The organism is Flavobacterium sp., assembly GCF_044357305.1.
In the GTDB taxonomy this organism is placed as follows: Bacteria; Bacteroidota; Bacteroidia; order Flavobacteriales; family Flavobacteriaceae; genus Flavobacterium.
Genome location: NZ_JBIKPS010000025.1, coordinates 1 through 12,931, shown reverse-complemented (window position 1 = coordinate 12,931; position 12,931 = coordinate 1). Strand labels below are relative to the sequence as shown.

10 protein-coding genes, 1 tRNA gene and 1 pseudogene are annotated in these 12,931 nt (G+C 32.0%); 4 read left to right on the top strand and 8 right to left on the bottom strand.

The features are described from left to right. Positions 1-45: 45 nt before the first annotated feature. Positions 46-119: transfer RNA gene (locus tag ACIQ2J_RS12555), tRNA-His, on the top strand. Between the two features lie 74 nt (positions 120-193). On the opposite strand, the gene ACIQ2J_RS12550 is transcribed toward ACIQ2J_RS12555, so the two are convergent. Next, positions 194-1,384 carry a cytochrome-c peroxidase gene (locus tag ACIQ2J_RS12550; RefSeq protein WP_396170354.1) on the bottom strand — a complete coding sequence of 397 codons (1,191 nt, stop codon included), beginning with the start codon at positions 1,382-1,384 and terminating at the stop codon, positions 194-196. A gap of 239 nt (positions 1,385-1,623) precedes the next feature. On the opposite strand from ACIQ2J_RS12550, the gene fabG reads away from it, so the two are divergent. Together fabG and ACIQ2J_RS12540 are read left to right on the top strand one after the other, a co-directional pair. Beyond that, positions 1,624-2,370, top strand: a complete 747-nt coding sequence (gene fabG, locus ACIQ2J_RS12545; protein WP_396170352.1) for a 3-oxoacyl-[acyl-carrier-protein] reductase — start codon at positions 1,624-1,626, stop codon at positions 2,368-2,370. A gap of 42 nt (positions 2,371-2,412) precedes the next feature. Next, complete coding sequence (locus ACIQ2J_RS12540; protein ID WP_396170350.1) at positions 2,413-4,440, top strand: hypothetical protein; 2,028 nt, start codon at positions 2,413-2,415, stop codon at positions 4,438-4,440. Between the two features lie 778 nt (positions 4,441-5,218). On the opposite strand, the gene ACIQ2J_RS12535 is transcribed toward ACIQ2J_RS12540, so the two are convergent. From ACIQ2J_RS12535 to ACIQ2J_RS12510, 6 genes are all read right to left on the bottom strand, one after another. Next, positions 5,219-6,100: a hypothetical protein gene (locus ACIQ2J_RS12535; protein WP_396170348.1), complete on the bottom strand. Its 882-nt coding sequence runs from the start codon at positions 6,098-6,100 to the stop codon at positions 5,219-5,221. A gap of 280 nt (positions 6,101-6,380) precedes the next feature. Continuing rightward, on the bottom strand, positions 6,381-6,938 hold the full coding sequence (locus tag ACIQ2J_RS12530) for a YncE family protein (RefSeq protein WP_396170346.1): 558 nt from the start codon (positions 6,936-6,938) through the stop codon (positions 6,381-6,383). A 271-nt stretch (positions 6,939-7,209) separates the two neighbouring features. After that, on the bottom strand, positions 7,210-9,207 hold the full coding sequence (locus tag ACIQ2J_RS12525; protein ID WP_396170344.1) for an agmatine deiminase family protein: 1,998 nt from the start codon (positions 9,205-9,207) through the stop codon (positions 7,210-7,212). Positions 9,208-9,954: 747 nt separating this feature from the next. Then, positions 9,955-10,554: an REP-associated tyrosine transposase gene (locus ACIQ2J_RS12520; RefSeq protein ID WP_396170342.1), complete on the bottom strand. Its 600-nt coding sequence runs from the start codon at positions 10,552-10,554 to the stop codon at positions 9,955-9,957. A gap of 160 nt (positions 10,555-10,714) precedes the next feature. Next, on the bottom strand, positions 10,715-11,260 hold the full coding sequence (locus ACIQ2J_RS12515; protein ID WP_396170340.1) for a DUF6705 family protein: 546 nt from the start codon (positions 11,258-11,260) through the stop codon (positions 10,715-10,717). A gap of 427 nt (positions 11,261-11,687) precedes the next feature. Beyond that, a complete protein-coding gene (locus ACIQ2J_RS12510) occupies positions 11,688-12,287 on the bottom strand; it encodes an REP-associated tyrosine transposase (protein ID WP_396170338.1) in 600 nt (199 codons plus the stop codon). A gap of 206 nt (positions 12,288-12,493) precedes the next feature. On the opposite strand from ACIQ2J_RS12510, the pseudogene ACIQ2J_RS12505 reads away from it, so the two are divergent. Continuing rightward, positions 12,494-12,634, top strand: a pseudogene (locus tag ACIQ2J_RS12505) (group II intron reverse transcriptase/maturase); the annotation flags it as partial. 123 nt (positions 12,635-12,757) lie between these two features. Here the strand turns inward: ACIQ2J_RS12505 and ACIQ2J_RS12500 are convergent. Continuing rightward, on the bottom strand, positions 12,758-12,904 hold the full coding sequence (locus ACIQ2J_RS12500) for a T9SS type A sorting domain-containing protein (RefSeq protein WP_396170395.1): 147 nt from the start codon (positions 12,902-12,904) through the stop codon (positions 12,758-12,760). Between the last annotated feature and the right edge of the window lie 27 nt (positions 12,905-12,931).

The following is a 12,931-nucleotide window of genomic DNA, read 5'->3' as shown; positions in this document are numbered from 1 at the left end:
TTGCAAAAGGAAAACTTTTGCAATATATTTGCACTCGTTAAAATGGTGGTTGTAGCTCAGCTGGTTAGAGCGCTGGTTTGTGGTGCCGGAAGTCGCCGGTTCGAACCCGGTCATCCACCCTTAATTAAAAAGCCTTGAAGAAATTCAAGGCTTTTTTTGTGTTTGTAAATTAGTAAGTATTTTGTTTTATATTCTAATTTAGAAATGGATTAGACCACTTCGTATCCGTATATACTGCAGTTCCAGATAACGTCTTGATGAATGCAATCACAGAATTTACTTCGGTAGAAGTTAAATGTAATTGTTGACCAAAACCATTTGGAATTAATTTTTGATCCAAATTGGTATTTCCAGGCGCAATATTTATTGTGCCATAATGACCAATAACTTGTTGTAAAGTAGTGAAAACTCCTGTATGCATCATAGGACCATTAAGGCTCCCGTCTTGTTTTACAAGATTCCGTAAAGTTGGTGTTCTTGTAATAGTAAGATCAATACCTACACCACTTATAGTACCAATAACGCCATTGTTGTGAGAATTTATAGAAATATCAAATTCAGGTCCTTTATGACATTGCGCACATCCCAAACCACCAGAAATTCGGTTTCCAGTGCTATCAAAAACAGGGGTTGTCAAAAATAAATTTTTACCATCGTTTTCTAAATTAGTAAAATTAGGAAAAATAGCGCTATCACTTGCAACCTGACTTCTTCCTGCATCGTATTTAGAATCAAAAGATTGAATACTTTTTACAAATTGAGCCAATGCCAATTGCATTTTACTTTCGGTAATTTCTTCGGTACCATACACAAATTTAAATAACTCTTTGTAGTATCCAATAGCACTTAATTTAGTAATTAAATCTGCAAAAGTTGCATCGCCATTAAGACCACTATATCCCATTTCTTCATGATTTTTAATCGGCATAGTTGATTGCATTTCTAATGAAGTGGCTCTTTCATCCCAAAAGAATTTAAATTCAGAAGCAAAACGAGTATTAATAAGTCGCATAGAATGTCTTGCGGTGGTTCCGTTTGCGCCAAGACTTTCAACAGCAATATCACCAAAAGCATTGGCCTGCTGGTGGCACGAAGAACAAGAAACGGTATTATTGAAAGATAAATTTTTATCGTAAAATAAAACCCTACCTAGCGTTGCACCTTTATTAGTTATCGAATTTCCAAGTGTTGTATTATCTTTTGTAATATACGCTGGTACGGTTTGTCCTGCATAATCAATTAGATTATCTAGATCTACTTTTGTTCCAAAAGCCGCTTTAACATTAGGATACTTAATAACCTCCTCATAGGTGCTTTCCGATTTACTACAAGAAGAAAGTAAAACAGTAATTAGTAGTAAACTAATAATTCTAAATGATTTCATGGAATAAATATTTGTTTGTAAATATAATAAAAGAAATTAAATTTTATATTTATTAGGTAGTTTCCTATACAAAAAAGATTGATTCTTAATTGTTTATCCAAACCAATATCCAATTAGTATTTCTACTCCATTGTAAGTAACTTTATTTTTAGCATAAAATTAGCCGAATTCAAACTTATTAACTTAAATTGTATTTCTTATATTTGCAACACAATAAACAAATAAACACCATTATTGATATGAAATTATTGGAAGGAAAAGTTGCTATTATAACTGGAGCAAGTCGCGGAATTGGAAGTGGAATTGCAAGAGTATTTGCACAACATGGTGCTAATGTAGCATTTACCTATAGTGCTTCTGCCGAATCTGCTTTGGTTTTAGAAAATGAATTGAATGCTTTAGGAATTAAAGCAAAAGGATATAAATCAAATGCTGCTGATTTTAATGAAGCGCAAAAATTGGTTGACGATGTCTTGGCAGAATTTGGAACTGTAGATGTTTTGATTAATAATGCAGGAGTTACCAAAGATAATTTGCTAATGCGAATGAGCGAAGAAGATTTTGATAAAGTAATTGAAATCAACTTGAAGTCGGTTTTTAATATGACTAAAGCCGTGCAAAAAATAATGCTTAAAAACCGTAAAGGTTCTATTGTCAACATGAGTAGTGTGGTAGGAGTGAAGGGTAATGCAGGACAATCCAACTATGCAGCCTCTAAAGCTGGGATGATAGGATTTACAAAATCCATTGCTTTAGAATTAGGGTCAAGAAATATTCGTTGTAATGCTATTGCTCCGGGATTTATTGAAACCGAAATGACTGCAAAATTAAATGAAGATGTGGTGCAAGGTTGGAGAGATTCTATTCCGTTAAAACGCGGAGGAACTCCCGAAGATGTTGCTAACGCTTGTCTTTTCTTTGCTTCCGATATGAGCGCTTATGTTTCTGGGCAAGTTATGAACGTTTGTGGCGGAATGCTTACCTAACATTGAGTTATCAATTAAAGATTTTTATTTAGAATATTACTCATGAACAATTCCACTATAGTTTTAGTACTTCTATCCGTTGTAATAGCTGGTGGATTGTCGTATTTTCAATATTTTTTCAAAGCCAAAAGCAGGTCGAATACGACTAAGCTCTTGGCTTTTTTGCGTTTCTTAACTATTTTTGGATTGTTATTGTTACTCATAAATCCAATTGTAAGCCGAAGTACTTTTGAAACTATAAAAATGCCTTTGCCTATTGTAGTAGATAATTCGAGTTCCATTGTAGATTTAAAAGCGAATCAAATAACGCAAGAAGTTTATGAAAAACTAGCTTCCAATTCCGATTTAAAGAATAAGTTTGAGGTGCAAACGTACCGTTTTGACTCCGAATTTCAATCGGCAGAAGCCTTTGATTTTAAAGGGAAACAAACCAATTTGGATGCTGTTGCCGAAAATTTAAAGAGCATCTATAAAAATCGTTCGTTTCCAACGGTGTTAATTTCGGATGGAAATCAAACCACAGGTTCGGATTATGTTTTTAGTTTTGATGCTATTAATAAAGTCTATCCATTAGTAGTAGGGGATACCACTATGTATTTAGATTTGAAAATCAATCAAATCAACGTCAATAAATATGCTTTTCATAAGAATAAATTTCCCGTAGAAGTATTCTTGCAATACGCAGGAACGAAATCGGTAACGGCTAAGTTTTCGATAACCCAAGGAAATGAAGTGCTTACAAGTCAAAGCGTTTCCTTTTCTCCTTCAAAAAAATCGGAAGTAATTAATGTATTATTACCTGCGGATAAATCGGGTTTACAAATTTATAATGCCAAGATTTCTTCCTCCGAAACAGAAAAAAATACTTATAACAATTCTAAGAAATTTGCTGTAGAAGTTATCGATCAAAAATCGGAAATCGCTTTAATCTCTGCTATTAATCATCCGGATTTAGGTGCATTAAAACGCGCTATTGAAACTAATGCACAACGAAAGGTAACCATACTTAAACCAAACCAAGTCAATAGTTTAAATAATTATAATGTTTTAATTTTATACCAACCAACCGCCGAATTCAAGTCGGTATTAGAAGCCAATAAAAAGCTTAAAATAAATACCTTTATCCTTACCGGAAATAAAACCGATTTTGGATTCTTGAACCAACAACAAGCCGACTTTGAATTTAAAATGTCATCCCAAAAAGAAGATTATTTAGCAAATTTCAATTCTGATTTTAATGTATTTGCCACTGAAAATATTGGTTTTGAAAATTTCCCTCCTTTAGAAAACCCTTACGGTACCATTACTGCCAAGCCTAATGTTTCGGTATTACTTACTTCTAGTATTAGAAATGTAGCTACCAACGCCCCATTATTGGCATTTAGCGATACTGCTGGTAAACGAAGTGCCTATTTATTTGGAGAGAATATCTGGAAATGGCGTGCCGAAAGTTTTGTAAGCAAAAAATCTTTTGAAGCATTTGATGTTTTCATAGATAAAACCATTCAATTTTTGGCTTCCAATGATTCTAAAAAATCGTTAATTGTAAACCACGAACGATTTTATAATTCGGGAGATGCTTTGGAGATAACGGCGCAGTATTTCAATAAAAATTACGAATTAGATGAAAAAGCACGTTTAACTATTGCGGTTACCAATACCAAAACCAAGCAAGTTAAGAAATACGATTTATTAAAAACTACTTCTAATTTTAAAGTAAACCTTGACGGATTGGCGCCTGGAAGTTATTCGTTTACCGTAAAAGAATTGAATTCCAATGCTAGTTATTCGAGTACTTTTGAAGTAATTGATTTTGATATTGAAAAGCAATTTGTCAATCCAGATGTAGCAAAACTGAAACAATTGGCCTCCCAAACTAAAGGAGCAGTGTATGTTCCAAATCAAGTGGATGCCCTTATAAAAGCTTTATTGGATAATCCGGATTATAAAGAAGTGCAGAAAGCCGTGGTGCAGAAAACTCCTTTAATTGATTGGTATTGGTTGTTGGTGCTTATCGCTATAACCCTTGCTAGCGAATGGTTCATTAGAAAATATAATGGGTTGTTGTAAACCCATTATTGAAACAAAGTTCGTTAAATAGTAGACGTTAATTTACGGTTTATACTTACATCCAATAATTTTCTCCAACGTATTAATTTCCTTAGAATGCAGCAGTAGTGTTAATGCGTCAATTTCAATTGTGGTATTGCAATTGGGTAGTATCAAATATAAATAATAAATTTGCGCAAAGTCAGGAGGAGACCTCGCAGAGCAACATTACTAAAGAACACTTCGTGGAGCAGGGCAGGGCAATTTTTATTTTTTATCGGAATTAATGTTTCTAAATAAATACTTAAATTTATTATAGTCAAGTTAATATAATAAATAGAAATAGTAAAAACCATAGAAAAAGCGGTGCGATAATATAATTTTTTGCATTTAATTTTTTTTTTTTTTTTTTCCATTTATAAAGACTATAAATAATCGGTGGGATTATTAATAAGAAAATAAAAAAGTATTCAATAATTTTATAAGATGTTGTAGCTTCTTCTTTTGACTGTACGCCTACAAATAGAATGTATAAAAAATAAAAAAATATTACTAATGAGCTATAAAATGCATTTAAAAGAAAGACTATAGTAAAGTGATAAAAATTAAGCTTCATTTTTAATAAATTGTTGAATTTTTTGCATTCTGTGAAACTGACGCACAACGTGTCGCAGCTACAAGAAGTTGCGTACTTCATTCACTGAAAAGTACAAATATAAACAAAACTTTGATGCAACAATTACCAATTCTGATAAATCCCATGCCAAGCAATTTCTTGTAACCGCTGTTGGCAGAAGGTTTATTCGTAATTTATAAAGTAAGTGCTATTTACTCCATATGAAAAATTAATTACGTTGTTATTCATATAATCATATTGGATATAGTTATATATTGGTGGATTGTTTGGGAAATTAGTATATTCATCTTTAGTAGAAATAATATTATTCTCGGAAAGAATTCCAGCCATCTGAATTGGTCTACCAAAGATATTGTTTATAAAAAAACCTTTCATTGGATTGGTTTTATTGTCATATTCATAAGTTGTTTTGATGTTGTATAAATCAGTTTGGTCATTTTCCATAGTCTTAACATTTCCAATTAAGTCATAGGTAAAATATGATTTGATAAATTGTCTTGTAGGGCTTGTGTCAGATTTAGGTTTAACTACAGAATAAATAGTTGAAATTTTTCCATTTGGATAATAAGAAAAATATTTTTCGTAAATAAACGATGTGTTGTTTGATATTACACTTTTTAATACACCATCAGAATAATTAAAATTATATATTGTTGTAAATTCATTTTGCTGACAAAAATCTTTAGTAAGAGTTTCAACTTTACTAATAAAATTTGATGAATTGTAAAATATAGTTGATATTTCTTCACGACATTGATTATTATTGTAAGTCAATAATTTCGAAATTTTGTTTGTATTTGGTAAATATTCAAAATAATATCTAAATGGAGGAACATTTGCATTATTTACTGAAAGTATATTTGAAATTCTTAATGGCTCTATTTCGCCAATTGCAATTTCGTTTAATATTATATCTGGATTTTTTAAGTCTAACGATTCATAAATTTCATTTAAATCATTAGTTGCACTTTTTTGATTATCATTTTCTTCGCTACAACCGTAACAAAGAAATAATAATAAGAAAAAAATAATATTTATTTTCATTTTGTATGTTTTAGGTTGTTTATTCTTTTTCGGTTTTCAAAACTTTCTGCCAACGTCAGTTCGTCTAAATAACTAAATTTTCATAAGCACTAACCTTAATTAAAATCAAATATACTACTTTTTATGAAGGGTAAAACGATAAATTACAAAGTAGAGTTTATGAGAAATTGCAAAATAATTGCTTAAAAAGAGCTTTAAAAGCAGCTACGCGAAGTGTTCTATTGATACGAGATGCTCTGCGATAGTCTCCCGACCTCGCAGCAAGTTTGTAGCTACGAGCTCAAGAGACCTCGCAGAGCAACATTACTAAAGAACACTTCGGGGAGCGGGGGTCAGGTGTAGTTGTTGGTCTCATCACATTATTATCATAAATTGCAACACCTCCATGAGTTGGAGAAACGTTTGGTCTTCTTTTAGAAACAGCAATTGTTGTTGGATTTCCAGGCATTACTTCTATGTCTTGTGCATAAAATGCACCAAAAAACGGATCGCTTCCCAAACTAAATTGTAAACCAGCCGTTTGGGTTGAAACATCAAATCTTCTAATTGTTGAAGTTCCAGTAAATCCCGCATAAATATATTGTCCATTATCCGAAATTGCAAGCACTGTTGGTTCGCTTCCTATAAAAATTGTATTTTCTAATAAATAAGTATTTGGGTTTATCACACCAATACTATTACCATTAGCGCCATTAGCACTTGGAATACTTGCATAAATTTTGTTTGTTACTGAATCGTATACTAAATCATTTGTTGTTAGATTTAAGGTATTCACCTGTAACTGAGCAAATGTTACAATACTACTTCCAAGTAATAAAAAAGATAGAATTTTTTTCATATTATTTTAATTTTTAATTAGATACGCTATTATTAGTTTTCTGTCAACGTTTTGCAGATACACGAGGTTTGGGAAAAAGTATGCCTTAACTTTCGGATAAAGACTGAACTTTAAGACACAAAACCAACTTTCAGTTGATGACCAAAACCCAAATCTCGTGTACTGCTGTTATGGGCTGTAATTATTTAGTTGTATTATTTATTTGTTAAATGTTACCATAAAAAAAGATTATCATTTCTGATAGCCCTTTTAAATAATTAAATTCAAAAAATTATTTAATAATCAGTCTTTGAGTTTTAGCCAAAGCACCATCAATTGTAGTTTTAACAATATAGACTCCAGATGTATTAGTCAAAACAATATTTTTTAAATGAAGTCCTCTATCAATTTCAGTATATTCATAGTAAACATTTCGTCCCAATAAATCATATATTTCAATACATATTTTTTTGAAACTATCAACTGATATTGGCAAAGTAAAACTTCCATTTGACGGATTTGGATAAATACCAAGTGCAAAATTAGTTTCTTCATCAAAACCACCTAGACCCAATGTACTATTAATGGTAAATCTATTAAAACCACCTTCACGAGCCACTAATGGTTTAGAAATTGTTTTACCATTATTACTTGTTGCTTCGATAAAATATTCAATAACATCACCTACCAAAAGTCCTGTCATTGGTATAGTTGCAGTGTAATTGTTTATTGAAGTTGAAGTCATTGGTATTGCAATCCAAGTTGGTGAAGTAGATTTTCGATAGTAAACAAATTGTGATGCTAAACCGCTTTTATTTTTTATAACTGCATTGATAACATAGGATTGCAATGGTTGATTACCTGTAATGGCATTGTGGCGAATGAAAATTGGATTTTCTGCTGGAATTTGCATCGTTATACAATGCAAAGCACCTCCAGTTCCAAACATTAAACTAGCATCTATTGGAATAATAGTATAACCAGGCATAGCATTTTGAAATGCGGTTATCGCAGTTACATCAGACGGAATAGGGTTTGCAGGATCACTATTGATAGGCATGATATAACTTTTATTAACAAAAACACCATTAACATAGGTTCTTTGGTCTTCAAAACCGTTAGGTGCTGTAGTACAACTTGTTTGAACATTTCCATTATCAAAAGGCATTGGTACCAATTTAATGGTTATTGGTTTACCGTTATTATCTGTAAGACTTTGCAGTTGTGTTAGATTGTTATTCCATTGAACAAAATCGGTGTGATTAATTGCTTGGGTATAATCTGCCAATATAAAATTATTTTCATCAATTAATTTTCCAAAAAGATCAATGTGGCCTGTACCTCCATCACAGCTGAACTTTTCTGTTTCAATGTGATTATTTATTTTAAATGAATTTAGAAATAAATTGTTGAACTCGGTTTGTGTTGGTATTGGATAATTTGGGTAAATAGAATAATTTGATTCTGCTCCAATAACTGTTGTGTTATTTAATCTAGTGCCATCACTTCCTATAAATCTCCACAAGCCATCCGAAATAATATTTCCTCCTTCGTCATTGAGAGGTGTTTTATACAATTGGTAAACCAATTTCTCACTTATGGCAACAGGTATTAAATCATCGTTTAAACGACCGCCTTCATTGATTGCGACAAAGTCTGTTAAAATAGAACCATTTTCATCGACAATTGCTTCATATGTATAATAGTCCATATCTATCATTCCAATATTATCTTGATTGCCATAGTAAAAGGAAATTGGTCCCGAATCTCTGTCCCAAAAACTATCAACTGGATGTACATAAAACGAGTAATTAGTTAAAGGCGTCCCTCGAGCAATCATGATGTTTTTTACTGTTGTGGAATCTTGTGCGGTATGTACCCTAATGATTACTTTAGCACTTTGCTGGATTGCTGCTGCTAATTCGCAAGCAATTTTTCCAAATGAATACGGTGTTGCATCAGATGCTGGTACACCGATCGTACCATTAGCATTATAACTATATTGCCAAGTCATTGCAACAGCCTGACTTTCCTCAAATTGTCCAGGTACTCTAGCGTCAGCAGGAATCAGGTTGTAATCTAAAACCGTGTTCGTATTTCTTGCTAAATTAGGAATGGAATCTCCAATACTTTTGGTTTTGCCTTCTGCTTTTGCTTTTTTAAAATTTTCAATCGCTTTTGCACTAATTTTTTTTAAATCAGGTTTTCTAGAAAAAGGGTTTTGATTTTGAGCAGTCACAGTAATTACAGGCAACAAAAACAACGTTACAGACAGAATAATTCGTATCATAGCTTCTATAAATAAATTAATAAATAAATTAATTAATAAATTTATTAAAAGGCAATTGGAATTCCTAGAAAAAAGTGAAAAAATTTGCATACACCCTAAGCTGCCATTTTTAAATTGTCAACAATTGATTTTTGATATTCTAAAATAGTTAAATTATTTAAGTGTATGTGTCTCCTTTTTGTGTTAAAAAAATGTTTCAATATACTCAAAAATTGATAATTCTGCTTCTTGTCTTGTTTGCTGAAGATTTTGATAAATTATAATTCAAGTTTATTCTTTCGAGTTTCCGCTTTCAAGTTTCCTTTTTAAAATGGGCTATAATCGGAGTAAATTCCACCGGAATTTTCAGCAATTATAGCCCATAACGTTTTGCGGCTTCAAGAAGTTGCGTTAATTTGACACTGACCATTAAAAAATAAAAATAAGATTTAATTAGACAGAGTATTTTTCAAATAATTCCTAAACTAAGCCATTGAAGCAAACCGCTGTTATGCGTTCGCCCTTTTTTTACTCATATCTTTTTTGTCAGGTAATAATTTGTTTAGTATTTTTTCAAATATCGGAATTGTCCAAACAAAGACTAATACCCCAAAAATATTAAATAGCATATGAGCATTTGCCAATGTTCTTTCAATTGATGCTCCGCCACTTATTTTTTTTACCAAACCCCCGCTCCCCTAAGTGTTCTTTAGAAACGAGATGCTCTGCGATGGTCTCCCGACCTCGCAGTAAAAATATAAATTCCTTTTAATAATCATTATATCTAGCAAAATTATTCAAATTTAATACATCAACAATTGGATTGTCTGCCTTTTCTATAGTAAGTAAACCACAATCATTTACATAATTACTTGCGCTTGAATAGATATAATGCGATGCTTTTGCTACAATTCCAGCTCTAACGGGATTCAAATGAATGTAATCTAATTTTGACCACATAAACTTATTGGTATAAATCTCTTCGGGATGATTACCATATTGCCAAAATTGAAAGTTTTTATTTCTAGAATGACTTTCGGTTGCTAATTTAAATCGCTCTAACATCCATTCTCGTCTACTCTCTGGTTCCGTTTGAATTTTATCTAAAATAGTTTTAGCAGTAAATTTTTTGAAATCACGAATTAAATCCGACAGTTTCCCTTCTTTTGATTGCACAATAAAATGAATGTGATTACTCATTATTACATAGCCATACAAAATCATGCCTTTGTTTTGAATACAAAAATCAAAGCATTCTATAACCACATCCCGATAGTTCTTTCTTGAAAAAACATCTATCCAATCTACTACAGTAGCAGTAATAAAATGTGGCAATGATGGATCTCTTATAACATATCCTTCTTTCATAAATTGCTGTTTACACAAAGCTAATAAAAAAATTTGTAATTTTAAAGTTACAGATTTGATTTTCTTATGGGTATGTTGGTGTTTGTGGCTACGAGGTCGGGAGACCTCGCAGAGCTCACGTTTCTATAGAACACTTCGGGGAGCGGGGGGTTATTTACATTTATTGTTTAATTAATTCACAATTCGTAGGTACTCTAAAATCCAATTGCGGAGAGGATTCTCCTGGTAAAACAGGCAGGTATCCTGTAACAAGTAATTCCCAATGCAATTTTTCAACTCCCCCAACATTTGAATAGTTTAAAATTACTTTAGCTCCAATTTTAGGCCTTTCTGGGTCGTAAAAAAACAAGCTGATTTTATTGTTGTTACTATTAATAAATACAGTTTCTATTTTTGAATTATCTCCAATAAATCCTTCTGTATTAACAACTGTGTTTCCATTTATGCTATATATATAACTGCCAATTATATCATCTCTATAATAATTTGATAGAGGTCTTTGCTCAATTTTATTTAATGTAACTTTAAAGTTTTGCCCGTTTTGGTTAAACACCCACGTTCCTATAAATCGTTCTAAAATATGATTGGAATCTTGAAAATATGAACCTGGAGGTATTATATTAGGTGAATCCACACCTAAAGTATAGGTTTGAGCTTTACATCCATAAGTAAAGCAAATTACTAAAAGAATTATTGTTTTTTTCATTTTTTTTTTAATTACAAGGTGTTGATATTTTATTATTGTCTTCATCTACTGTTAATTTATTCCAATTACTTAAATTATCATTAGCTTGATATAAACCAATTCCATAATTTGAAAGTCCTTTTGTAATTTCTATTATTACATCTTCGTCAGTTAAGTTTGCTTTATTGATAATATTTTTATAAAACTCTCTATTTAAATTTTGGTTTTGATCACCCCATAAGTTATAACCCGCTCCGCGAAGTGTTCTATTGATACGAGATGCTCTGCGATGGTCTCCCGACCTCGCAGCAAAAATATAAATTCCTTTTAATAATCATTATATCTAGCAAAATTATTCAAATTTAATACACCTGCTCCGCGAAGTGTTCTATTGATACGAGATGCTCTGCGAGGTCTCCCGACCTCGCAGCAAAAATATAAATTCCTTTTAATAATCATTATATCTAGCGAAATTATTCAAATTTAATACATCAACAACTGGATTGTCTGCCTTTTCAATAGTAAGTAAACCACAATCATTTACATAATTACTTGCGCTTGAATAGATATAATGCGATGCTTTTGCTACAATTCCAGCTCTAATGGGATTCAAATGAATGTAATCTAATTTTGACCACATAAACTTATTGGTATAAATCTCTTCGGGATGATTATCGTATTGCCAAAATTGAAAGTTTTTATTTCTAGAATGACTTTCGGTTGCTAATTTAAATCGCTCTAACATCCATTCTCGTCTACTCTCTGGTTCCGTTTGAATTTTATCTAAAATAGTTTTAGCAGTAAATTTTTTGAAATCACGAATTAAATCCGACAGTTTCCCTTCTTTTGATTGCACAATAAAATGAATGTGATTACTCATTATTACATAGCCATACAAAATCATGCCTTTGTTTTGAATACAAAAATCAAAGCATTCTATAACCACATCCCGATAGTTCTTTCTTGAAAAAACATCTATCCAATCTACTACAGTAGCAGTAATAAAATGTGGCAATGATGGATCTCTTATAACATATCCTTCTTTCATAAATTGCTGTTTACACAAAGCTAATAAAAAAATTTGTAATTTTAAAGTTACAGATTTGATTTTCTTATGGGTATGTTGGTGTTTGTGGCTACGAGGTCGGGAGACCTCGCAGAGCTCACGTTTCTAAAGAACACTTTGGGGAGCGGGGTAGAACACGAAATGCTCTGCATTCACGAACACAAAAAAACAATATAAAAGCGTAAGTAAAAGGCGGTTGGGCAATTGCACAAAGTCCTATTTTAGGCACCACCATTACTTTACAACGCTTGAAGAAAAGAGGGTATATTTCCTTAACCGAATTACATTTACAACTTAATCCATCTCTTTGCGAACCGCCGAGTACGTGACCCGTACGCTCGGTGGTGTACTCATGATTTTTAATTTGTTTTTTTGGTATTCGTGAATGTAAACATTTGAGAGGCGCACTCCGTCAGTTTCTGGCGGAGCCGTCTACTCGATTAAGGGCTGGCTTATTCCTTGATTACTTTAAATGTCTGTTTCACGTTTTCTCCTACATTGAATAAATAAATACCTGCCGATAAATTCCCCAACTCAACGCTAGTGTTTTCAGCATTTATTGTTCCTGATAAAACTACTTTACCTGTGTTGTCATAAATAGTGAAAACAGTGCCAATAAGTTTGGC

What these genes read in the sequence shown, in the direction of transcription:
- ACIQ2J_RS12550 (WP_396170354.1), bottom strand. Translation starts at nt 1,384, where the DNA reads ATGAAATCATTTAGAATTATTAGTTTACTACTAATTACTGTTTTACTT.
- fabG (WP_396170352.1), top strand. Translation starts at nt 1,624, where the DNA reads ATGAAATTATTGGAAGGAAAAGTTGCTATTATAACTGGAGCAAGTCGC.
- ACIQ2J_RS12540 (WP_396170350.1), top strand. Translation starts at nt 2,413, where the DNA reads ATGAACAATTCCACTATAGTTTTAGTACTTCTATCCGTTGTAATAGCT.
- ACIQ2J_RS12535 (WP_396170348.1), bottom strand. Translation starts at nt 6,100, where the DNA reads ATGAAAATAAATATTATTTTTTTCTTATTATTATTTCTTTGTTACGGT.
- ACIQ2J_RS12530 (WP_396170346.1), bottom strand. Translation starts at nt 6,938, where the DNA reads ATGAAAAAAATTCTATCTTTTTTATTACTTGGAAGTAGTATTGTAACA.
- ACIQ2J_RS12525 (WP_396170344.1), bottom strand. Translation starts at nt 9,207, where the DNA reads ATGATACGAATTATTCTGTCTGTAACGTTGTTTTTGTTGCCTGTAATT.
- ACIQ2J_RS12520 (WP_396170342.1), bottom strand. Translation starts at nt 10,554, where the DNA reads ATGAAAGAAGGATATGTTATAAGAGATCCATCATTGCCACATTTTATT.
- ACIQ2J_RS12515 (WP_396170340.1), bottom strand. Translation starts at nt 11,260, where the DNA reads ATGAAAAAAACAATAATTCTTTTAGTAATTTGCTTTACTTATGGATGT.
- ACIQ2J_RS12510 (WP_396170338.1), bottom strand. Translation starts at nt 12,287, where the DNA reads ATGAAAGAAGGATATGTTATAAGAGATCCATCATTGCCACATTTTATT.